General features: G+C 67.0%; 21 protein-coding genes. 6 read left to right on the top strand and 15 right to left on the bottom strand.

Annotated features, from left to right (window positions below; all coding sequences use genetic code 11):
• Positions 1–23 precede the first annotated feature (23 nt).
• From ribD to ACZYZF_RS02575, 7 genes are all read right to left on the bottom strand, one after another.
• The gene (gene ribD, locus ACZYZF_RS02605; protein ID WP_463745782.1) at positions 24–1,025 is read right to left on the bottom strand and encodes a bifunctional diaminohydroxyphosphoribosylaminopyrimidine deaminase/5-amino-6-(5-phosphoribosylamino)uracil reductase RibD; all 1,002 of its coding nucleotides are present in this window, start codon (positions 1,023–1,025) and stop codon (positions 24–26) included.
• Positions 1,022–1,699 (bottom strand): ribulose-phosphate 3-epimerase, encoded by a 678-nt coding sequence (gene rpe / locus ACZYZF_RS02600; protein ID WP_463745781.1) that lies wholly within the window; start codon positions 1,697–1,699, stop codon positions 1,022–1,024. The genes ribD and rpe overlap by 4 nt, the downstream gene beginning before the upstream one ends.
• 5 nt (positions 1,700–1,704) lie before the next feature.
• Positions 1,705–3,114 carry an RsmB/NOP family class I SAM-dependent RNA methyltransferase gene (locus ACZYZF_RS02595; RefSeq protein ID WP_463834440.1) on the bottom strand — a complete coding sequence of 470 codons (1,410 nt, stop codon included), beginning with the start codon at positions 3,112–3,114 and terminating at the stop codon, positions 1,705–1,707.
• On the bottom strand, positions 3,111–4,040 hold the full coding sequence (gene fmt / locus ACZYZF_RS02590; protein ID WP_463745779.1) for a methionyl-tRNA formyltransferase: 930 nt from the start codon (positions 4,038–4,040) through the stop codon (positions 3,111–3,113). The genes ACZYZF_RS02595 and fmt overlap by 4 nt, the downstream gene beginning before the upstream one ends.
• A 33-nt stretch (positions 4,041–4,073) precedes the next feature.
• Positions 4,074–4,610, bottom strand: a complete 537-nt coding sequence (locus ACZYZF_RS02585; RefSeq protein WP_463745778.1) for a LemA family protein — start codon at positions 4,608–4,610, stop codon at positions 4,074–4,076.
• Complete coding sequence (locus tag ACZYZF_RS02580) at positions 4,604–6,424, bottom strand: DUF2207 domain-containing protein (protein WP_463745777.1); 1,821 nt, start codon at positions 6,422–6,424, stop codon at positions 4,604–4,606. The genes ACZYZF_RS02585 and ACZYZF_RS02580 overlap by 7 nt, the downstream gene beginning before the upstream one ends.
• A 91-nt stretch (positions 6,425–6,515) precedes the next feature.
• Entirely contained in the window at positions 6,516–7,304 is a 789-nt protein-coding gene (locus ACZYZF_RS02575; RefSeq protein WP_463745776.1) for an SDR family NAD(P)-dependent oxidoreductase, read from the bottom strand.
• Between ACZYZF_RS02575 and ACZYZF_RS02570 the strand changes: the two genes are divergently transcribed.
• The gene (locus ACZYZF_RS02570; protein ID WP_463745775.1) at positions 7,303–7,860 is read left to right on the top strand and encodes a MarR family winged helix-turn-helix transcriptional regulator; all 558 of its coding nucleotides are present in this window, start codon (positions 7,303–7,305) and stop codon (positions 7,858–7,860) included. The two genes, ACZYZF_RS02575 and ACZYZF_RS02570, sit on opposite strands and share 2 nt — an antisense overlap.
• 44 nt (positions 7,861–7,904) lie before the next feature.
• Here the strand turns inward: ACZYZF_RS02570 and ACZYZF_RS02565 are convergent, their stop codons facing one another.
• Positions 7,905–9,905: a primosomal protein N' gene (locus ACZYZF_RS02565; RefSeq protein WP_463834439.1), complete on the bottom strand. Its 2,001-nt coding sequence runs from the start codon at positions 9,903–9,905 to the stop codon at positions 7,905–7,907.
• A complete protein-coding gene (locus ACZYZF_RS02560) occupies positions 9,902–10,588 on the bottom strand; it encodes a lysoplasmalogenase (RefSeq protein ID WP_463835119.1) in 687 nt (228 codons plus the stop codon). Before ACZYZF_RS02560 ends, ACZYZF_RS02565 begins: the two co-directional genes overlap by 4 nt.
• A 34-nt stretch (positions 10,589–10,622) precedes the next feature.
• Here ACZYZF_RS02560 and ACZYZF_RS02555 point away from each other — a divergent pair, with 34 nt between their 5' ends.
• A complete protein-coding gene (locus ACZYZF_RS02555) occupies positions 10,623–11,570 on the top strand; it encodes an alpha/beta hydrolase (RefSeq protein WP_463745772.1) in 948 nt (315 codons plus the stop codon).
• A 3-nt stretch (positions 11,571–11,573) separates the two neighbouring features.
• Here the strand turns inward: ACZYZF_RS02555 and ACZYZF_RS02550 are convergent, their stop codons facing one another.
• Both ACZYZF_RS02550 and ACZYZF_RS02545 read right to left on the bottom strand, forming a co-directional pair.
• Entirely contained in the window at positions 11,574–12,140 is a 567-nt protein-coding gene (locus ACZYZF_RS02550; RefSeq protein ID WP_463745771.1) for a cytochrome b, read from the bottom strand.
• Positions 12,137–13,216, bottom strand: a complete 1,080-nt coding sequence (locus tag ACZYZF_RS02545; RefSeq protein WP_463745770.1) for a catalase family peroxidase — start codon at positions 13,214–13,216, stop codon at positions 12,137–12,139. Before ACZYZF_RS02545 ends, ACZYZF_RS02550 begins: the two co-directional genes overlap by 4 nt.
• Before the next feature lie 239 nt (positions 13,217–13,455).
• Between ACZYZF_RS02545 and ACZYZF_RS02540 the strand changes: the two genes are divergently transcribed.
• Positions 13,456–14,598, top strand: a complete 1,143-nt coding sequence (locus ACZYZF_RS02540; protein WP_463834437.1) for a suppressor of fused domain protein — start codon at positions 13,456–13,458, stop codon at positions 14,596–14,598.
• Positions 14,599–14,614: 16 nt separating this feature from the next.
• Here the strand turns inward: ACZYZF_RS02540 and ACZYZF_RS02535 are convergent, their stop codons facing one another.
• The gene (locus ACZYZF_RS02535) at positions 14,615–15,661 is read right to left on the bottom strand and encodes an AraC family transcriptional regulator (protein ID WP_463745768.1); all 1,047 of its coding nucleotides are present in this window, start codon (positions 15,659–15,661) and stop codon (positions 14,615–14,617) included.
• Positions 15,662–15,746: 85 nt separating this feature from the next.
• Here ACZYZF_RS02535 and ACZYZF_RS02530 point away from each other — a divergent pair, with 85 nt between their 5' ends.
• Both ACZYZF_RS02530 and ACZYZF_RS02525 read left to right on the top strand, forming a co-directional pair.
• On the top strand, positions 15,747–17,126 hold the full coding sequence (locus ACZYZF_RS02530) for a cytochrome P450 (protein WP_463745767.1): 1,380 nt from the start codon (positions 15,747–15,749) through the stop codon (positions 17,124–17,126).
• Positions 17,126–18,598, top strand: a complete 1,473-nt coding sequence (locus ACZYZF_RS02525) for a flavin-containing monooxygenase (protein ID WP_463745766.1) — start codon at positions 17,126–17,128, stop codon at positions 18,596–18,598. The genes ACZYZF_RS02530 and ACZYZF_RS02525 overlap by 1 nt, the downstream gene beginning before the upstream one ends.
• A 4-nt stretch (positions 18,599–18,602) precedes the next feature.
• On the opposite strand, the gene ACZYZF_RS02520 is transcribed toward ACZYZF_RS02525, so the two are convergent.
• A complete protein-coding gene (locus tag ACZYZF_RS02520) occupies positions 18,603–19,076 on the bottom strand; it encodes an SRPBCC family protein (protein WP_463834436.1) in 474 nt (157 codons plus the stop codon).
• Between the two features lie 99 nt (positions 19,077–19,175).
• On the opposite strand from ACZYZF_RS02520, the gene ACZYZF_RS02515 reads away from it, so the two are divergent.
• Positions 19,176–19,775, top strand: coding sequence for a TetR/AcrR family transcriptional regulator (locus tag ACZYZF_RS02515; RefSeq protein WP_463745764.1), 600 nt, complete (start codon positions 19,176–19,178; stop codon positions 19,773–19,775).
• Between the two features lie 132 nt (positions 19,776–19,907).
• Here ACZYZF_RS02515 and metK read toward each other — a convergent pair whose 3' ends face one another.
• Both metK and coaBC read right to left on the bottom strand, forming a co-directional pair.
• The gene (gene metK, locus ACZYZF_RS02510; protein WP_029107520.1) at positions 19,908–21,107 is read right to left on the bottom strand and encodes a methionine adenosyltransferase; all 1,200 of its coding nucleotides are present in this window, start codon (positions 21,105–21,107) and stop codon (positions 19,908–19,910) included.
• Between the two features lie 143 nt (positions 21,108–21,250).
• On the bottom strand, positions 21,251–22,498 hold the full coding sequence (gene coaBC, locus ACZYZF_RS02505; RefSeq protein ID WP_463834434.1) for a bifunctional phosphopantothenoylcysteine decarboxylase/phosphopantothenate--cysteine ligase CoaBC: 1,248 nt from the start codon (positions 22,496–22,498) through the stop codon (positions 21,251–21,253).
• Positions 22,499–22,500 lie beyond the last annotated feature (2 nt).

The following is a 22,500-nucleotide window of genomic DNA, read 5'->3' as shown; positions in this document are numbered from 1 at the left end:
GGCTATCTGCTGCGAGCCCGCTATCAGTTGGGTACGAGGCTCAGGCGAACATCCGGCCCGATGGCGTTGATGCCGTCGAACCGCCACCGCTGCGCGTGCACCATGCTGAGCACCCCGATGTCATCGACCGCGGTGATCGGTCCGCCCAGCAAAATCGGCGCCACATAGGCCACGATCCGGTTCACCACGCCCGCACGCAGGAACGCCCCGGCCAGAGTCGGGCCGCCCTCGAGAAACACATCGGTGCGATCGCCCAGGGACCGCATCACCTCGTGTGGATCATGAGTACGGATCAGCATCGTGTGCGAATCCTCGTTGAGCACCTTGGCATCCGGTGATACCTCGCGCATACCCACCACCACCCGCAGCGGCTGGTGGCTGGTAAGTGAGCCGTCGGCCCGCCGCGCCGTCAGCGTCGGATCATCGACGAACACCGTTCCGGTGCCGACCACGATCGCATCGGCCGCCGCTCGCTTGCGATGAACATCCGCCCGGGCGGCCTCACTGGTGATCCACTGACTCGAACCGTCGGCGGCGGCGCTACGGCCGTCCACGCTGGTGGCGAATTTCCATGTGACATGGGGTAACCCGGTGCGCTGCTTGTGCAGCCACTCACGTAGTGATCCCAGCTCGACCTGATCGGCCAGCACGCCGGCACTGACGGTGACGCCGGCTTCGGCGAGGCGCTGCGCCCCGCCTTCGGCTTCCGGATTGGGATCGGACACCGCAAAGTTGACAGTCGAAATCCCTGCTGCCAGAAGCGCATCCACGCATGGCGGGGTGCGGCCGTGGTGATTGCACGGCTCCAGCGTGACGACGGCGGTGCCGCCCTTGGCGCGGTCTCCGGCCGCCTGCAATGCCACCACCTCGGCGTGCGGGCCGCCGACCGGTTGCGTCCCGCCGACCCCGGCGATCTGACCGTCGCGGTCCAGGATCACGGCACCGACGGGCGGGTTGGGATAGGTCGAGCCCTTGACCTGTTCGGCTTGCTCGATGGCCAGCCGCATCGCGGACTCGGGTGTCATAGCGTCAGATGTCTCGAGGCGCTCGCTGCCTGCCGGCGCAGGGATTTCACCGCGTCCGCCGGATCGGCCGCGCTGTAGACCGCGGACCCGGCGACGAAGCAGTCCACGCCGGCCTCGGCTGCCTGCTCGATGGTGTCGGCATTGATGCCGCCGTCGATCTCGACGACGATGGTCAATTCTCCGGCGTCGACGAGCCGGCGCACCGTGCTCACCTTCGAGAGCACCTCCGGGATGAACTTCTGCCCACCGAACCCGGGCTCCACCGACATCACCAGCAAGGTGTCGAACTCCTTGAGGATCTCCAGATACGGCTCCAGCGGCGTGCCCGGTTTCACCGACAGACCGGCCTTGGCGCCGGCGGCGCGGATATCGCGGGCCACGCCGACCGGGTTGTCGGTGGCCTCGGCATGGAAGGTGACGTTGTAGGCCCCCGCCTCGGCGTACGGCGGGGCCCAACGCTCCGGCTGATCGATCATCAGGTGGCAGTCCATCGGGATGTCGGTCACCTTGAGCAGTGACTCCACCACCGGCATGCCCAGCGTGAGGTTGGGCACGAAGTGGTTGTCCATGACATCGACATGCAACCAGTCGGCCCCGGCCACCGCGGCGACCTCATCGGCCAGCCGCGCGAAATCTGCGGACAGAATGGACGGGGCGATCAGGGGTTCTGCCATGGCGATCACCCTACTTTTAGCGCGGCGGCGAACATCGCATCGGTCCCGTGCCGGTGCGGCCACAGCTGGACGTGCGGTCCGCCACCGAGGTCGTCGGCCGGGGCAAACAGCTCCCGCGCGTCCAGTTGAGTCACCGGATGCCGGCGCACCGCGTCGGCCACCACCCCGACCGTCTCGGCCAGGTGCGGCGAACAGGTCGCGTAGAGCACCACCCCACCGGGGCGCGTCAGCTTGATGGCCGCCGCAAGCAACTCACGCTGCAGTTTCGCCAGCCCGGGCACGTCCCCCGGCTGGCGACGCCACCGCGCCTCCGGGCGACGGCGCAGCGCACCCAACCCGGTGCAGGGGGCATCGACGAGCACCCGGTCGAATCCGGGTTCCAGGCCGGACTCCCGCCCGTCCACGCGGCGCACGTCGACGTAGAGCCCGCGAACGTTCTCCTCGACCAGATCGGCGCGGCGCGGCGCGGGCTCGACCGCGGTGACCCGCGCACCCGACGCCGCACCCATGGCGGCCAGCAGGGCGGTCTTGCCGCCCGGTCCGGCGCACAGATCGAGCCAGCGGCCGGTGTCGGGGCCGTCGAGTTCGGCCAGCGTCAGCGCACGGGCCACCAGCTGGCTGCCCTCGTCCTGAACTTGGGCACCGCCGTCGCGCACGGCCGGCAACTGTCCGGGATCACCACCGGGCAGGTACACCGCGTACGGCGAGAAGCGGCCGACCGTGCCGTTGCACTGGGCTGCCAGTTCGGCCGCGGTCAGGGCGGGGGGCCGCGCCGCCAGGTGCACCAGGGGACGCTCGTCGTCACTGGTCAACAGGGCGTCGAGTTCACCCGCCCTGGCGCCGAGCCCGTCGGTGAACGCCTGGGCGATCCACCGGGGGTGGGCGTGCACGAACGCCGCATGCCCGACCGGGTCGGTGGCCGCCGGTGGCGCGAGCTGCTCCATCCACTCCTGTTCGCTGCTGCGCGAAATCGTGCGCAGCACACCGTTGACGAAACCTGCTCGGGCCGTGTCGAATTCGATGCCGGCCTGTTCAACGGTGGTGGATACCGCGGCGTGCGGCTCGACCCGGGTGCGCAGCAGCTGGTATGTGCCCAGCCGCAACAGGTCGAGCAACACCGGATCGATCTGTTCAGGCGGGCGCCCGGCCGCGGCGGCGATGACCGCGTCGAGCAGGCCGCGGGTGCGGCAGGCGCCGTAGGTCAGTTCGGTGGCGAAGGCCGCGTCACGCCCCTCGATCCCCCGCTCGCGCAGCAACGCGGGCAACGCCAGGTTGGCGTAGGAGTCACGCTCCGATACGGCACGCAGGACGTCGAATGCCGCCCGGCGGGCCGGGTCCAGCGGGGTGCGCCTTGTCGGGCGCTTGCCTTGTGTTTTCCGGTCGGGCCGGTTCGGGCGGTGTGATGGCCTGCTCATGATGCGCGCACCGTTTCCTCCAGCCGTGCGCCGCGGGCCCAGTCGGCGGCGTTCATGAGTTTCTTGCCGGGCGGCTGGATCTGCCCGAGCCGTACCGGTTGCGAGCCCGTACCGACCAGCACCGTGTTGCGTTCGACCCGGATCTCGCCTGGGGCCAATGCAACCTCCGACTGCTCCACCGTGACCGGACCGACCTTGACCCGCAGGTCCCCGATCGTCGTCCAGGCACCGGGATTCGGGGTGACCGCGCGGATGCGCCGGTCGATGACGTGGGCCGGGAGATCCCAGCGCACCCGGGCCGACTCCACCGTGATCTTGGGCGCCAGGCTCACCCCATCGGCCGGCTGTGGCACCGCGGTGAGTGCTCCCTCGGCAATGCCGTCCAGAGTGGACTCCAGCAACGCGGCTCCCGAATCAGCAAGCCGCCCAAGTAGTTCGCCCGCGGTGTCGGTGTCGCGTACCCGCTCGGTAACCACTCCGTAGACGGGGCCGGAATCGAGCGCCGGTTCGATCAGGAACGTCGTGGCTCCGGTCACCTCTTCGCCCGCCGCCAGGGAGGCCTGTACCGGTGCCGCCCCGCGCCAGGCGGGCAGCAACGAGAAGTGCAGATTGATCCAGCCGTGCTTCGGCACGGCGAGCAGCCGTTCGCTCAGCAGCGCACCGTAGGCGACCACGGCACAGCAGTCCGGTGCCAGCTCTGACAGCTCGGCGATGAACTCGTCGGAGTTGGGCTTGGCCGGTTTCAGAACGGGGATGTCGTGCTCGAGCGCCAGCTGCGCGACCGGTGACGGCGCAGGTTTCCCACGACGACCGGCAGCGGCGTCGGGCCGGGTCAGCACCGCAACCACATCGTGGCGGGACGAGTCGATCAGCCGCTGCAACGACGGGAGGGCTGGCTCTGGAGTTCCGGCAAAGACAAGACGCACCGCCCCAGTTTAGGGATCCCGCCCGTCACATCCCTAATGCTGCGAGCGGTAGTACTCCCGTTCCGATACGCCGGCCAGCGGCGCCAGGTACACCCACGGGATGGTTCCGACGAGCCGGTTGAGGGTGGCCACCGCATCGTTGTAGTACTGCCGGGCGAACGCGAGCTTGTTCTCGGTGTCGGCCAGGTTCTCCTGCAGGTTCAGGAAGTTGTCGGACGAATTGAGTTGCGGGTAGGTCGATCCCAGCGCCATCACGCCGGTGAGTGCGTCGCCCAGATCGCGTTCGGCCGCGCTGCGCTGCACCACCGACGGGCCACCGGTGGCCGAGGCCAGTGCGGCCTGGGCGCTGCTGACCCGACCGAGAACCGCCGTCTCGTGTGAGGCGAAGGTCGCCACGGTGTGCACCAGCGCCGGGATCAGCGCAGCCCGGCGGGTCAGCTCGACGTCGATGCCACCGAGCGCCTCCGCGACGTGCACGTCGGCCGCCTTCAACTTGTTGTAGCCGACGACGAATCCCACCAATGCCGCCACCGCGAGTACCAGCACCACAACCAACAGCAGTCTCACCACGATCCGCCTCCTCCACCACCACCGCCGCCACCGCCGCCACCGGACGACGACGACCCGCCGCTCGACGATGATGACGACGATTGCGAGGCCGTGTACGCCCCGATCGATGATGACAGCGCCGATTCGAAACTGTCGAAGTCCGCACCGCCCGAACCGCCCGTGAACCCGTGGCCACTGTCCGACGAAGTCGACGAGTTGTACCAATCCGGTTGGGGCGGGGCAGCGCCCATGGTGTCCTGGTACCTCTTGGCCCAGAGCGCGGCTGCACCGCCGGCTACCGCGAATGGAATGTAGGCCAGGTAGAGATCCTTGCGGGCCGCGAAGTCAAAACGCGACTCGGCCGAATCGGTGGAGAGCAGACGGTGGAATCCCTCCGCCCGCGACCACAGTTCCCGGCCGGCGGCGGTTCGGCGGGTCCCCACGCCGCCGGACCAGACACTCACCGAGCACACGAAGAACGCCGCAAAAGGCAATCCCCACAACGTGATCGGGATTCCGAACCACAGCCAGAAGCAGGCGACCGCGGCCAGAAATGCCACCACGTTGGCGACGAGAACCCACCATTCCTTGCGGCGCTTGACCATGAAGCCGCCGTCGAAGGCCCATTTCCGCACCGCGACCGCCATGTCAGCTCTGGCCTTGGCCAGCTTCTTTCCCGACGTCGCCGTGTTCTTGGCGGAGAATTCGGCACCCGGCGACATCACCTTGAGCGCTGCCCCCACGTCGATGGCCACCGGATCAACATCGGCCCACTCTGCCGGCTTCGCGAGACCTTTGATCTCCCAGTGCTTGTCACTGACCTGCCGCAACTCGACGAGACCACGCTCGGCGAGGTGGAACAGCGTCGCGCTCAGCCCGTTCTTGGGGATGTTTTCGGTTCGGATGTACTCGACCTGCACCGGCCCCAACCCTTCCGGCGGCGCGTACTGCACCGGAAATCCCGGTGACTGTTCGACGGTGGTCCGCGACCAGAAATAGGCGAGCAGCCCCATTCCGGCGGTCAGCGCGGCCATCCAGACCAATGCGCTCACCGAGCGGCCGAGGATCCGGTCCCAGGTGTACGGCCATGGCAGGGTGATCTGCGGTGGCGTGGCCACGTCGACGCCGGCCCGCACCGTCACCGGGGTGTGCGGCTCCAGATCGGTGGCCCCGAACCGCACGGTGTTGCCTTCGGTGCGCAGATCCGTGCAGGCGCTGCCCACGCCCGATCCCACGCTGCAGCCCGCACCGGTCATCTCGCCGGGCAGGGTGACCGAGATATCGGCCCGCTCGATTGTGTTGTTCCAGGCCGGAGCGATCACGTTCCAGTAGAAGGCCGAGCGGGCGTCGGGGTTGCCGGTGCTCGCGGCGAACGTCCGGTTGGCACCGACGGTGCCCGGATCGAGGACACCGTCGATCGTGTAGCGGATCTCGAAGACGTGGGGTCCCCAGTCCAACGTGGTGTCGGGGTCACCGATCTTGGCCACCCGGAACCGCTTACCGTTCTCCCACAGCAATTCATACGGCACGGATGCGCCATCCACGGTGATCGACGAGATCTCCGGCACCTGGCGGAGCCGGGAGTTGTTCTGGTTTGCCACATCCCAGTAGCGGAAGAGTCCGTGCCGGCCGGAAGGAAAATTGCCGGTGATGGTCTCGACCGCGGTCATCCGCCCATCGGCGTCGACGGTGAAATCGGCCCGGTAATCGGTGATGATCACCGGATCGGCCGGTCCCCCGGCCCCCGACCCGGAACCGCCGGTGAAGATCAGCGGCCACAGTAGGCCAAAAGCGATGAGCCCCAACGTGAACAACCATGACAACACCCGGCGCATGGCAGCCTCCTGGTTCGGGACTCACCGATAACGGGTGAATATCGGCCTCAGCCTATGCGCAACGGGTCGATTTGGTTCGAAACTCGCACGTCTAACGAGTCGTCCACTCGCCGCCGTTGACGGCGATGGCCTGACCAGTTATTTGACGTGCGCCGGGCGAGGCAAGGAACCGTACGGTCGCCGCAATATCACCCGGCGCCCCCGCCCGACGTGTCATCGCTGCGTCAATCAGAGCGTTCTTACGGTCGTCAGTGAGCTTGTCCCGGAAGAATTCCGTATCGGCGATGTACCCCGGTGAGACGATATTTGCGGTGATGCCTCGATCGCCGATCCGCCGGGCAAGGTCGACGTTCCAGGACGCGACGGCCGCTTTGGCGGCTCCATATGAACCAGCCCCTTTGTCCGCGGCAATCGAACCGATCGTGATGACAGCCGACCCACTGGGCATGGCTGGAAGCAGCGCCGTCGTCATGAGCACCGCGGTCATCACGTTGCTTTCCACGTTCAGACGCCATGCGTCGGCGACTTCGCGCAATGTCTGCGGTTCATTCTGGTCGAAGTCGGTGTTACCGCCGGCGTTGTTGACCAACACGTCGACGGCTCCGATGTCTCGTGCCGCGTCGGCAGTTTTCTCGGGGTCTGTTCCGTCCATGGCGATGGCGCGAACCGAGCCGTCAATCGCGTCCACCGCCATCTGTAGAACGTCATCACGGCGCCCGGTGATGACAACATGGCAACCCTCCGCAGCGAATTGGGCGGCAATCTCGCGGCCGATTCCCGTGCCGCCACCGGTGACTACGACAGTGCGCATTGGTGCATCTCCTGCTATGTTCAGACTAGATCGTTTAGGTCTAAACAACACACTAGCAGGAGAACTCATGAAGGCAACGCCAGACGATGCCGTCGATGCGATCGCGGCCGCCTGGAAGCGTGAATTACCCGATGTTCCAGTGCATTCCATCGGGATTGTGACGCGGATATGGCACCTCGCGAAACTTCTCGGTGACGACCGGGCCCGCCTGTTACGCGACCATGACGCCGACATGGCCACCCTGGATCTGCTGTCCACGTTGCGCCGCCACGGAAAGCCGTACCGCATGACCACCCGCGAGCTGGCGACTGCCTCACTCATCACTGCCGGGGCAATTACGCAACGCGTGGATCGGGCGGAGGCACAGGGTCTGGTCAAACGAACTGGTCGTCGCGAGTCACGTGCGGTTGACGTCGAACTCACCGCGCTTGGCCGGGCTACAGTCGACGACCTCGTCGGCGCCGTCCTGGCGCGCGAGTGTCAGCTACTCGATGGCCTACCGAGGCAACAGCAAGAACACCTCGAGCGCACCCTCAGACTGCTGCTCGACCACCTGTCGACATTTCTGGGCGCCGATCGGCAACCTGGGCATGTCGGGCACTCCGGCACCCGGCATGGCACGTGATGACCCGCCGCAGCCGTCCGCTGTGAATCATGTGGTGCCGCCGATCACCCGACGTGCAACGGGTCGATTTGGATGCGACATGGTTGCTGATCCTTGCGCGCGCTGAGCACCGCGGTGGCCCGGCGCAGTGCTGCCGCCAACTCCAAACCCGCATCGCGCGGTACCCGGACGAGCATCCGGCTCACCTCGGCGTCGGGCTCCAGCCCCGGCGGGCGACGCGCGCCGGGCGGCAGTTCCACCGGCCCGAGGGTTTCCGCGACGTCGGGCAATTGGGCGGTCTCGAGCAATGCCTCGACCGCTGCGGTCGTACCATCGATGGCTGCCATGTGCACCGCCGGCGGCAGTCCCACCTCACCACGGCTGTCGAGTTCGGCATCGGCATGTGCGACCGGATCCCAGCGGATCAGCGCCTGCACGGTGGCGATCCCCGACTCGGCGACCACGGCCACCACGCCGCCTTCGGTGCGCGGCCGCACCAGGGCCGCCGCGGCCATCCATCGGCGCATCGTGTCCTCGGCGGCACGCAGATCCTGCCGGCCCAGCAGCGCCCACGCGTCGAGCAGCAGGGCTGCGCCGTAACCGCCTTCGGCGATCGGCTCCGCGCCGGGCGTGCAGACCACCAGGGCCGGGCCATCCTTCACCGCATCGACCATCGCGTCGCCGCCAGAGGTGATCACCGAGGTACCGGCAAAGGCACGACCCAACTCCTCCGCAGTCCGCCTGGCCCCCACCACGACCGCCCGTACCGCATCCGAACCGCAACGCGCACAACGCAATGCGGGCTCCACCCGACCGCACCACCGACATTCCGCAGCCGCACCGCCCCGGTCCGGCAAGGCCAGCGGACCGGTGCAGTGCCGGCAGCGTGTCACCGCGCGGCACCGCGCACAGGCCAGCGCGGGCACGTACCCGCGACGCGGAACCTGGATCAGCACCGGGCGCTCCGCCTGCAACGCCGAGCGGGCCGCCTGCAGCGCCATGGACGGCAGCCGCGCGGTGTGTGCTGCCGGATCGCGCTCCTGGGCGTACCCGCTGTCTTCCAAGGCGACCACCCGCGGTGCGGCGGCCCGGACGACCGGCCGGGGCGCCACCACGTCGTGGGCCCAGCGCGTCCGCACCAGCGCCTGCGCCTCGGCGGTGCGCGCGTAGCCGCCGATCATCGCGGCGCAGCGCAGCTGGTGGGCCCGCAGCATGGCGACCTCGCGGGCATGCGGATAGGGCGCACGGGGCTCGGCGAGGTTGTCGTCGCCGTCGTCCCACACCAGGACCAGCCCGAGGTTGGCCACCGGTGCGAACACTGCGCTGCGGGTGCCGATCACCACCTGCGCCTGTCCCCGCAGCGCCGCCAGCCAGCGGCGGTACCGCGCCGACGGGCCCAGCCCGGCCGACAGCGCCACCACGCGTGACTCGGCCACCTGTTCGATCGCCGCGGCATACAGCGCGTCCACATCGCGTTGATCGGGCACCACCGCAACCACGCCCAGCCCCGCATTCACCGCCACCGCGGCCGCCTCGGCCAACCGCTGTGCCCAGTTCTCCCCCGGCAGTGCCTGCCACACCGCCCGCGCCGCACGGCCCTCACCGACTGCGGTCAGGAACTGTTCACCGCGGCCGTAGCGGGCCCAGGCACTGGTGTCGACGGGAACGACCGAGACCGGTTCCGGCTCCTCCAAGGTCTGCTTCTCGACCCTGGCGTGGCGCGGTGGCACCGCCAGGCGCAGAACGTCGGCACGTGTCCCCGCATAGCGGGCGGCGACGGCGTCGACGAGCCTGCGGACCTCGGGGGTGAGCACCGGCTCAGGCGAGACGACGCGATCGAGCCAGCCGAGCTTGCCGGTGTGGTCGGTGTCGGATCGTCGCTCCAGCACGTAGGCGTCGACCAGCCTGCCGTTGAACCGCACCCGGACCCGCACACCGGGCTGGGCGTCGTCGGACTGTTCCTCCGACACCAGATAGTCGAACTTCCGGTCCAGGTGCGGAACGGTGAGAAGGGGAAGCACCCGCGCGATGGGTTCATGATCCGCGGCGCGACGGGTGATGGTCACTGCACAGCTTTAGCAGACTTGTCCGACGTCCGGCCGAAGAACAAACCCGCCGTGATCAGCACCAGTGACGCCGCGTACCCCCACCAGATCGGGACGGCGAGCAGTTGGTCACCACGCACGAACTGGCTGATGCCGATCATCGCGTCCGACACCGCGAAACACACGGCCCCGAGCGCGGTCCACGGCGTGGGCAGCCGGGCCAGGAGGGCGGCGCACACCATCGCCCCCAGCACCGCGATGTACGCGACCACCGGGACGGCCATCCCCTGCTCGACGAGCCGGGGCCAGAACCAGGTCAGCAGCGCCACACAGGCGAGGACGGTGAGCGCGACGGCGATCATCCGCGGCGTCGAACGTCGCGCCAGCGGCACCAGCGCGCCGAGAAAGCACAGGTGCGCGACGAGGAAGGCGGCCAACCCCAGCACGAACGACGGTTCCCACCACGGGATCGCCAGCAGAAAGTCCCCGAGGGCCGAGAACACCAGCGCACCGACGAGCCAGCGCCGCTCCCGCACGATCGGATGAGCGCACGCGGCCACCGCCAGCAGGATCGCTGCAAGCGCCTTCACCGCAGGTTGGAGGGTGAACTGACCCGTCAGATCGGCACCCGTCGGCAACCGCATCGCCGTGACGATCAGAAACACCCCGTAGCCCGCCGCGACGGCCACGGCCGCCACCCACATCCACACCGTGACACGGTGTGCGTACGGTTGCGGAATGTCCGTTGCTGACGAGAAACCAGCTGTCGATGCCATCCTGCAGAAGGTACTGGAGGCGGTGCCGTTCCAACTGTCGACCGACATCAGTGTCGAGGAAGCCCGCCGCCAGTTCAGCGAGATCCCGCGGCTGCCGGCCCATCCCGAGGTGAAGACCGAGGACCGAGAGGTCCCGGGCCCGGCCGGCCCCATCCCGGTGCGGGTGTACCGGCCACCGACCGCCGACGGCACGACCCTGCCGGTGGTGGTGTTCATCCACGGCGGCGGCTGGGCACTGGGTGACCTGGACAGTTACGACGGCACCGCGCGCCAGCACGCCGTGGCCGCCGACGCGGTCGTGGTGTCGGTGGAATACCGGCTGGCCCCCGAGCATCCCTACCCCGCCGCGGTCGACGATGTGTGGGCGGCGACGCAGTGGGTGGCCGCCAACGCGGAAGAACTGGGTGTCGATGCCGACCGGATGGCCGTGGCCGGGGATTCGGCGGGCGGCAACCTCAGCGCCGTCGTGGCGCAGCTGACCCGCGACACCGGCGCTCCCGCGCTGCGCTTCCAGCTGCTCTGGTACCCCGCCACCACCTGGGACACCAGCCTGCCGTCGTTCACCGAGAACGCCGAGGCGCCGATCCTGGGGCTCGACGCGGTCCAGGGGTTCTCCCGCTGGTATGCCGGACATGTGGACCTTTCCGATCCGCCGAGCACGCTGGTGCCGGCGCGCGCGGCGGACCTGTCCGGACTGCCGCCGGCCTACATTGCGGTGGCCGGGCATGACCCGTTGCGCGACGACGGCATTCGTTACGCCGAAATGTTGGCTGCCGCCGGTGTTCCCGTGCAGCTGGACAACGCCGAGACCTTGGTGCACGGCTACCTCGGCTACGTCGGCGTGGTCCCGGCTGCCACCGAATCGTTCGACCGGGCAATGGCTGCCCTGCAGGCGGCGCTGCACGGCTGACCGCTAGCGCTTCGTCTCAGTTCTGCCGGGCCACAACGACATTCGACGGATGATCCCATCGCGTAGCGCCAGAGTGTGGAACACGACGGCACAGATGTGCGCGGTGAACGTCGCGAACAGCAGGTAGGCCGCCACGGTGTGGGCGGTGCGCAATACCGCGTAAAGGGTGATGTTGTGCGGGGCGATCGCCGGAAGGTGCAGCGTCCCGACCAACACGACAGGTGACTGGGCAGCCGACAGCATCGCCCACCCGATCATGGGCTGCACCAAAAGCAGTGTGTACAGCAGATATTCGGAGTAGCTGGCGACGCGACGTTCCAGCGGTCCCATCGTCGTCAGGAACGGCGGCAGCCGGCGGGTGAGCCGGTTGATCAGCCGCACGACCGCGAACACCAGGATCGCGATCCCCAGCGGGCGGTGGATCGCGAGCAACAACGGGTAGTAACTGAGCGCCGCGATCATCGTCACACCTATGAAGAACTGCGCGATCACCATGATCGCCATCGACCAGTGCAGCAGCCTGGCGGCCAGGTTGAACTTCGTGATCGGCGGTTTCGTCTCGGTGGTCATCGCGCATCCCCGGGGACGACGACTGCGCTGGGCGACTTGGGTTCTCGGGCCCTCCGGTTGAACGAGCGGGCGTATACCGCCGACCGCGCAGCCGGCAGCGGGTCATCGGAGGGGGCCAACCCGTCGGGCAGCACCAGCGGGTCGAAGTTGGTGTCGCGGGCGTTGCCGGGAGCCTCGGTCTGCACGGCGTCGATGGTGATGGTGCCTGCGTCGATGGTTTTGCGGTCTGCCGGCCACGGCAGCGTGGCGTCGTGGGTGGGATCGGCGGGATCGGCCAGGGTGAGGATCAGCTTCCAGCTCACGGGGCCGCGGGCAACCGTGTCGATGAGTGCGTCGAACAGAGCGTTCTTGTCGTTGCCGTGGGCCTGCCCGGCGGGCTGCTCCCCTGCGACCGGCACCGCCGCCCACCGGATCGCCGCCGTCTCGCCCTGGGCGTTGGTGGCGCGAAAAGCGTTGAGACCGCAGTACGTATCCTCGGCGAACCCTGCACTGGGCGGAGCCTGCTTGATGATCTTCATCGCCGCTGCGGTTTCCGGATGGGCGGCCAGAAACGCCGCCATCGCCTCCGGGTCCGGCTTTCCGGTCTCGGGTACGGGCCGCGAGGCCAGCATGCGATCGAAGAAGCCCTGCGGCGTGCTGTCGGGGAACACCGGAAGATTCACCATCGCGATGCGCCACTGCTCGCCGTCGGGCAGCCGGAACATCAGACCGAGTCCCCGGACCGTGTCGGGTTTGTCGGGTTGGTCGGGCAGCCCACCGGACAGCGAGAACCGTCCGACGACGGGCACAGTGCCGGGTTTGAACACCGCGGCCTTGCTCACCCGGGTGCCCGCACCGGTGCTGGTGAACGTTCCCGTCGCGGCCAGACCCTTGGCGTGGTTGCGCCGGAATCCGTCGTGGCGGCCGGAGATCTGCTCGAAGCGGTCGGTGAACCGGGCCGGTGTCAGGGCGTCCTGCCGCAGCCAGCCCGCTGCCTCGGCCAGGCCGCCCACGCCGACGGCGACGACTCCGCCGACCGCGGCCAAACCGAGCAACGCCCTCCGGCGGTTGAGCTCCGGAACGTCATCGGATTCCATCGTGATCGCACCTCTCCTCGCCACCGGACTCCGTCCAGTGTGAAACGGTATGCCGTTGCGCGCCGTTCAATCGGGCGAATGCGATGCCGTGCGGGTGTCTGCGGGGGCTTCTACCCCCTTAGATGCATGCATTGGTTGACGCAACGGTGCTAGCGTCCGCTGTGATCTCAGCCGTCAGTGGAGGAGACGGCGGAACTCAAACGGTTCCGTACACAACCGAATAATCGAGCAGAGGACCAATGACCCGCAACGAGGAAATCTCGTCCGGCACGGAGTACCCATCCGATCCACTCGGCGCGACCGATCCGCGCGACCTCACGCTGCCGCTGTACGGGGCCACCTTCGGCCAGGCAGTGTCGCGCTTCTTCCGCAGCTACGCCCGCTTCTCCGGACGCGCGTCGCGCAGCGAGTACTGGTGGGTCCAGCTGGCCGTCGCAGTAGCCGCCGTTTTCTGCTTGGCCGTCGTCGCCGTAGCCGGCGATGCCAGCGCGCTCGGGCGCCTGTCCCTTGTACCCGTGGCGGTATTCGTACTGGGGTGCGCGATTCCAAGCTGGGCACTCCTGGTCCGCCGACTCCACGACGCCGACTTGTCAGGATGGCTGTCCCTGCTATTCCTGTTGCCCTACATCGGATCCGTGTTCCCGATCGTCTTCGGCGTGCTACCCGCAAAGCCGCTGGGTGAACGTTTCGACCGCCGTGATGTCTACGATGACGACAACGATGACGACGACGACGATTCGGCTCCCGGATGGGACGCAATCGATTCCGCCTTCGCACGGCTGTACCCAGGGCTCGGTGATGTCGCACCTCATTTCGGACGCACCGATGCGCGTCTGCCCGGTGAGGGAATCTGGGGCATCACCGCCTACCCGAATACCACGGCCCCTCAGCCGCATTGGCACCTGGTCACCTACGGGTTCTCCAACGTGTTCGCTTCCCACCCATCCCCCGACGAGGACGAACCCTGGGCAGACTTTGAGTGGACCTTCCGAGTAGCTGCCGACATCGACGTCACTCAGCCACTTGCACCGCAAGTCCCCACGTGGTCCCTTCGGCTGCTGCAACGGCTCGGCGACCTGGTTTTCAGCGGAACAGATACGCTCGACATCGGTCACCGCATCAAAGTCGGCGGCCCGATCACACTAGGCGAACCCCAAACCGACCTGACCGCAATCATGTTCGGCGAGGATCCTCAACTCGCTCCGATCGACACCGGATACGGTCGCCTGCGCTTCGTCCAGCTCGTCGGGGTTACCGATGACACTGTCGCTGCCGCACAATCGCTAGGTAACGGTACCGCCGGCACATTGCAGATACTCGAGAAGATGGCCAAGACCAATCCCCTGCTGGTCACCGACATCAACCATTCCGCAGCAACGTGAGCGTGCGCATGAGCATTCAAGTGTGGAATGCACTCGGCGGCACACCGTGCCAGCGTTTGAACGCATGGCAGAACGTCGAGATCTCGGTGTAGCCGAGACGTCGCGAAACCTCCTCGACGGTAAGTCCCACGCTGCACAACAGATCGACTGCCAACGCTGACCGCGCCTCGTTGATCAGGGCCCGAAATGAGGTGCCCTCGTCGGCCAGCCGCCGCCGCAGGGTTCGCGGGTGGACACCCAGTTCGGCGGCAACCTCCGGCAAGGCTGGAAACCGGCCGGGGTCGCGAAACAACTTGCTGCGCACCACAGCTGTGATACCGCGACGTTGTTCATATCGCTGCATCAACACATCGCACTGCGCGATACACAGATCGAGGGTGTACGGATCAGCTTGCGGCAACTGCTCGTCGAGCATCGCGCGGGGGAAGTGCAAACGGGAGTGTGCGCGGCCGAACGCCACATTCGGTAGCGGCATCAAGACCAGCAGCGGCTGCATCACTTCCTCGTCGATCGACACCTCGGCAGATATCCGGTCGGCGTACTGCGACACCACCGGATACGCAAAACTCGTTGTGGTGGCTACTATTCCGGCGATATCCCGTTCGACAAAGAAGCGCTGGACATCGCTGGGTAGATGGCCGGCGTTGATTTCCAGTAGGCACTCGTCGGCACCGTCGAACAGCTGCAGGTCGATCTGCAGCGTGGTCAGGGCGAAGTAGCGCATCGCGATGCTGAACAGTTCTCGCAGCGTGGCACAGGACATGACCGCGAACCCGAAGAGGCCCATGTGCGTCAGGGCCGACCGGCCACCGACGTCCACCCCCAATCCGGGTTCATCGGGCAGCCGAGCCTGCAGGTGACGGACCGCGAGGATCTCGTCGTGCGCGCTGATCACCCCGTCGGGATCATCTAGGTCCGCCGGCGTGACGCCGGTTCCGGCCAGGACCTGCGCCGCCGGGACACCCCGCTCGGCCGCCACCTCACACAACACCCGGGTGGCATGGATCGGATGGCACACATCGGCCGTCCAAGTTGATCCCGAGATCGATCCTGACCTGGCCATCAGCCCCCAGCCTGTGTCCCAAAATCACAACTCTGTGTCCGATAGTCCCATTCCTCGGCAGTCCTGTCACTCATACGCTGGATTCATGGCGGCACCCGCGGCACGACTGAGCACCTGGACCATGACCCGCGAGGCGATTACGGTCGGATTCAGCACCGACAGCGGTTTCCTGACCCGGACACAGGGCCGGAACATCACCAGATACCGCTGCGCGGGAAGACGTTTCGTGTCGATCGCACATCCCGACTACGTCGACCATGTGCTGCACCAGGCCCGCCTTCGCTACGTCAAGTCCAACGAATACGAACCGATCCGCGCCGCGGCCGGAATCAACCTATTGACTGACGAGGGCGACTCCTGGGCCGGCCACCGGGCGGCGCTGAACCCGACGTTCGCGCGCCGTCACCTCAACGAGATGGTCGACCTCATGATCGATCCGGTCCAGCGCGCTACCGACGAGCTCACCGAACAGGGCGATGGCGTGCGGTTCGACATGCACACGGCGATGGTGGAAACGACCCTACGGGTGGTCTCCAACGCCCTGTTCAGTCAGGATTTCGGACCGATTGTGCACAGCATGCGCGATCTCACCACGCGTGGGCTCAGGCGCACCGAGAAGCTGGCCCGGCTGGGCCTTTTGGGCCTGCTCCCCCGCCCGGTCTACGAGGCCATGGCGGCGAGCACGTACTCCGGGATCCCGCTGCCCCCACCGCTGCGCGAAGGGCAGCGGATCGCCTTGGCCCTGGATGAAGCGGTGAACACCGTGCTCGACGAGCGCCTCGCGCATCCCACGGAATCGGCGGACCTGCTCAACGTGTTGTTCGGCGCCGACCACGGAAGCTGGCCCCGCCAGCGCGTCCGGGACGAGGCGCTGACGTTCATGCTCGCTGGGCACGAGACGACCGCCAACGCAATGTCGTGGTTCTGGTACCTGATGGCGCGCAATCCCGACGCCCGGGACCGGATGCTGGCCGAGGTGGACTCTGTAGTAGGTGCGGGACGTCCGGCGGCCGCCGACCTGACCCGGCTCCCGTGGACCACCGCGTGCCTCCAGGAGTCGCAGCGGTACTACTCCGCCGTGTGGATCATCGCGCGCGAGGCCGTCGAGCCCGACGACATCGACGGCCACCGCATCCGGCCAGGCACGACAGTGATCATCCCGATCCACCAGATCCACCACGACAAACGGTGGTGGCCCGACCCGGAAACCTTTGACCCCAACCGATTCCTCGGTGACGCTTCCAAGAGCCGGCCGCGCTCGGCGTACCTGCCGTTCGGGGGCGGGCGCCGGATCTGCATCGGACAGAGTTTCGCGCTGATGGAGATGGTGCTGATCGCCGCGATCATGAGCCAACGGTTTGTTTTCGATCTCGATCCTGGCCACTCGGTGGAGATGGAGGCTACGTTGACATTGCGACCCAAACACGGCGTCCACATGGTCGGACGCAGCCGAGAGGTGGCCTGATGCCCGACTTTCACACCCTCATCGTCGGCGCCGGATTCTCCGGTATCGGCACTGCCATCGCGCTGGACAAGGCCGGCCTGCACGATTACCTGATCCTCGAAGCCGGGGACGGAGCAGGCGGCACCTGGTACTGGAACACCTATCCCGGTGTGGCCGTGGATATCCCGTCGTTCTCCTATCAGTTCTCGTTCGCACAGTCACAGAAGTGGTCCCGTACCTACGCCCCAGGAAACGAGCTGCGGGGCTACGCCGACGACTGCGTCGACAAATACGGTCTGCGGCCCCGCATCCGGTTCAACGCCACCGTCGCCCGCGCGGTCTTCGATGACGACGAGAGCATGTGGCGGCTCGAACTCGATTCCGGCGACGCACTCACAGCCCGATTTCTGGTCAACGCCAGCGGGGTGCTGACCATCCCGAAGTTGCCCGAGATCGACGGCGTGGACTCCTTCGCCGGGACCACCGTGCACACCGCCCGGTGGGACCATACCCAGGATCTGACGGGCAAGCGGGTCGCGATCATCGGGACCGGCGCCTCTGCGGTCCAGGTCATCCCCGAGATCGCGCCGAAAGTAAAGCAGCTCACCGTGTTTCAGCGCACCCCCATCTGGTGCTTCCCGAAATTCGACGTACCGATCCCGCCGGTCGCCCGGCGGCTGATGCGGCTCCCCGGCGGGAGGACGCTGCACCGGCTGATCAGCCAGGCGTACGTGGAGTTCACCTTCCCGCTGGCCGCCCAGTACTTCACGATCAATCCGTTCGCCAAGCGGGCGGGCGCGGCCGGGCGGGCCTACCTACGCCAACAAGTGCGGGATCCGGAGGTACGCGACAAGCTCACCCCGCGCTACGCGGTGGGATGTAAACGACCGGGCTTCCACAACAGCTACCTGGCCACCTTCAACCGGGACAACGTGCGGCTGGTCACCGAGCCGATCGACAAGATCACCGGTTCCGGTGTCGCCACCACCGACGGGGACAGCCACGACGTCGACGTGCTCATCCTGGCGACCGGTTTCAAGGTGATGGATGTGGACGCGCTGACCTTCGACATCGTGGGGTCGGGCGGGCAGTCACTGAGCGAGTTCTGGATGCAGCACCGGATGCAGGCCTACGAAGGCGTGAGCGTGCCCGGCTTCGCGAACTTCTTCTCGGTGATGGGCCCATACGGCTATGTCGGGTCGTCGTATTTCGCGTTGATCGAGGCCCAAACCCGCCATCTGGTGCGCTGTATCGCCCAGGCCGACCGGCGTGAGGCCCGTCGCGTCGAGGTCCGCCAGGAGGCCAACGACCGGTACTTCGCCGAGATGATGCGCAAGCGTCACCGCCAGATCTTCTGGCAGGACAGCTGCTCACAGGCCAACAGTTACTACTTCGACCGCAACGGCGACGTGCCGTTGCGGCCCGCCACCACAGTGGAAGCCTACTGGCGTAGCAGAACTTTCGACCTCGACGATTACGCGTTCACCTCGTAGCCATTCAGGACTCGGCGCATGCCTTGATCGCGGCGAGGGTCTGCTCCATTCCGGCTTCCAGCAGTTGGGTGAAGGCCTGCTGTCCACCGAGGTGCGACTCGGTCAGTTCGAGCGAAAGTTGCGATATTCCGTCGGGGGTCTCGCGCCGTTGTGTGAGCACCGTGGCAGCAGCACCGTCAGCGCTGATCGAGAACGACCAGATCGCGTAGTTCTCGGTGATGCGGAAGGCCACCTCTTTCTCGGACTCGTACCGCACTACCTCTCCGTGCGTGACCCACTCGAGCTCACCCTGGCGGTTGAGGTTGGTGAACGTGGAACCGAGCCGGATTCCATCGTCGGGTTCGCGCAGCTTCACTGATATCACCTGCGGACTCCACTGTGGCATGCGTCGGATGTCGCGGATGATGTCCCAGACCACGGAAGGTGTTGTCTCGATGGTGATCCGGCGTTCCAGTAGCGCCTTGAAGCTGGTGGTCATTACCCCTCCGATCTATACGACCGATCGGTCGCATATTGGTCAACGCCGACCGTACGCGACTCGGCCGCCCTACGTCCAGAGTGTGGCTACTGTGACCTGATGACCGTTTTGCCTGCAGCTGACGGGCGGAGAGCGCGTGGCGATGCCACCAGGCGGCTGGTCGCGCGTACCGCTGCAGACATCGCCACCACACACGGCCTGGACGGGATCACCGTGGGTGGCTTGTCCACATCGACCGGGGTGAGCAAAAGCGGAATCCTCACGGTCTTCGACAACCGGGAGGCGATCCAGCTGGCCGCAGTAGCTGAAGCGCGCCGGGTCTACATCGACGTCGTAATCCGTCCGGCGCTGAGCTGTCCGTCCGGAGCCGCGCGGCTCGACGCCCTTCTCGATTCCTGGTTGGCGTACCTGCGTGCCGAGGTGTTCCCCGGCGGCTGCTTCGTATCGGCGACATCGGTCGAGTTCGGGCATCGCACCGGCACCGTGGCCGATGCGGTGCGAAACCTGAAGCGGGAGTGGCTGGATCTGCTGGAAAACGAGTTCTCCGTGGCAGGTTCACCCGATCCCGGCGAAGACGCCTTCCGGTTCGATGCCTACCTGACTGCGGGCAACACTCGCCGCGAGCTTTTCGGCACCGATGCCGGACTGGAGTGGGCACGCATACTCGCCGGTCGCGTTGTCGAGCCCTACCGCACCTGATCGACCCCGCCCAGATCAACGCAATGGTCGCTGCGCCCTAGGAATCACAACCATGGCGTAGATCTCGCGGCGATGCCGCCCGGGCAACACAACAGCCCCCGATCAGCGATCGGGGGCTGTTCGCAGGAAAAGTTACACCGAGGCCTTCAGGTCGTCGACCTTGTTGAGCTGCTCCCAGGGCAGCTCGATGTCGGTGCGCCCGAAGTGGCCGTAGGCCGCAGTCTGGGCGTAGATGGGCCGCAGCAGGTCCAGGTCGCGGATGATCGCGCCGGGGCGCAGATCGAACACGCTGCTGATGGCCTTCTCGATGCGGGCCGGGTCGACGGTCTCGGTGCCGAATGTCTCGACGAACAGGCCGACCGGGGCAGCCTTGCCGATCGCGTAGGCGACCTGCACCTCGACGCGCTCGGCCAGGCCGGCAGCGACGACGTTCTTGGCCACCCAGCGCATCGCGTACGCGGCGGAACGGTCCACCTTTGACGGATCCTTGCCGGAGAAGGCGCCGCCGCCGTGGCGGGCCCAGCCGCCGTAGGTGTCGACGATGATCTTGCGGCCGGTCAGACCGGCATCACCCATCGGGCCACCGAGCACGAACTTGCCGGTCGGGTTGACCAGCAGACGGAAATCGGAGGTGTCCAGCGTCTCGTGGTTGAGATCGGCCAGCACCGTGTTGACGACCTTCTCCCGGATGTCCGGGGTCAGGGTGCCGTCCAGGTCGATGCCGTCGGCGTGCTGGGTGGACAGCACCACGGTGTCGAGCCGCACCGGCGTCTTGTCGTCGTACTGGATGGTGACCTGCGTCTTGCCGTCCGGGCGCAGATAATCGAGCACGCCGTTCTTGCGCACCTCGGTCAGCCGCCGCGACAGCCGGTGGGCCAATGCGATGGGCAGCGGCATCAGCTCGGGGGTGTCACCGATGGCGTAGCCGAACATCAGACCCTGGTCGCCGGCGCCCTGGGAGTCCAGCGGATCACCGGCGCCTTCGACCCGCGCTTCGTGGGCGGTGTCCACACCTTGGGCGATGTCAGGCGACTGTGCGCCGATCGCGATGTTCACACCGCACGAGGCGCCGTCGAAACCCTTGGTCGACGAGTCATAGCCGATCTCCAGGATGCGATCGCGCACGATCTTGGGGATGTCGGCGTAGGCGGAGGTCGTGACCTCTCCGGCGACGTGTACCTGACCGGTGGTGACCATGGTCTCCACCGCGACGCGCGACTTGGGATCCTGCTCCAGCAGCGCGTCGAGCACCGAGTCGCTGATCGCGTCACAGATCTTGTCGGGATGTCCTTCGGTTACCGACTCACTGGTAAACAGGCGACCTTGGCTCACGGTCTGCTTCCTTCCTTGCCGATCTGAAAAAGTTTTCAGTATCAAACTACTTAGTTAGGCGAATGATATCTATGCCCTGTTGCACCCAAGCGCGTGGGACGCCGAAGCGCAACCCTTATCCGCACATCGATGCGTGCGTGGCGTCACCCGTCGTGCGTGCCCAGAAACGCCCCGATCGCGTCCACGATACGGGTGGCCATCAGAGTCTTCGAACCGTGTTCCAAGGCGGCCTCCGCGCCATCGGCGCTCAGTAACCAACCGTCGTTGCTGTCCACCTCGAACGCACGGTTCTCCCCCACTGCGTTCACCACCAGCAGGTCACATCCCTTGCGCCGGAGTTTGGCCCTGGCGTGGAACAGGACGTCGCCATTGGCATCGCCGGTCTCGGCGGCGAAGCCGACGATGGCCCGCATGTTCGGCAACTGCCCCTCGGTCCGGGCGCGCACCGCTCCGGCGAGCACGTCGTCATTGCGGACGAGGTCGATGGAATTGGGCTCCGAGGCGCTGCCCTTCTTGATCTTGCTGGTCGCCACCTGCGCAGGCCGGAAATCCGCGACGGCCGCGGCCATCACCAGGACATTGGACTCGGGGGCGTACTTGGACACCGCATCACGCAATTGCGCGGCCGAACCGATGTGTACGACGTCGACACCGGCCGGGTCGACCAGACCCGCGGTGTTACCGGCGACAAGGGTCACCTCTGCGCCCCGCTGAGCCAGGACGCGGGCCACCGCATATCCCTGCTTGCCGGAGCTGCGGTTGCCGATGAACCGCACCGGATCGATGGGCTCACGTGTACCGCCGGCAGTCACCAGGGCCTTGACCCCGGCCAAGTCGTAGGGCAGCGCGTCGCTCCGCTCGAGCAACAGATGCGCGAACGTTGCGATCTCTTCGGCCTCAGGTAGCCGCCCCGCACCGCTGTCAGCCCCGGTGAGCCGTCCCGCCGCGGGTTCCAGCACCACGGCGCCCCGACGACGCAGAGTGGCGACGTTGTCGACCGTGGCCGGGTGGAACCACATCTCCGTGTGCATGGCCGGGGCGAACAGCACCGGACATCGCGCCGTGAGGAGCGTGGCAGTCAGCAGGTCGTCGGCGCGGCCGGCCACGGCACGCGCCAACAGGTCGGCCGTGGCGGGTGCGACGACGACGAGATCGGCCTCCTGACCGATACGCACATGCGGTACCTCGTGGACGTCGGTGAAGACGCCGGTGTGCACCGGATTGCCCGACAGGGCTTCGAACGTGGCGGCCCCGACGAAGCGCAGGGCCGACTCGGTGGGCAGCACGCGCACCGAGTGGCCGGCCTCGGTGAGCTGACGGACCAGGGTGCACGCCTTGTAGGCGGCAATGCCGCCGGCCACACCGACGACGACTCGCTTACGAGCGCTCACGT

The sequence above is a fragment of the Mycobacterium sp. IDUB_24 genome (assembly GCF_055419385.1).
Note: the sequence above shows the minus strand (reverse complement) of the source record. Positions and strands in the feature narration are given on the sequence as shown.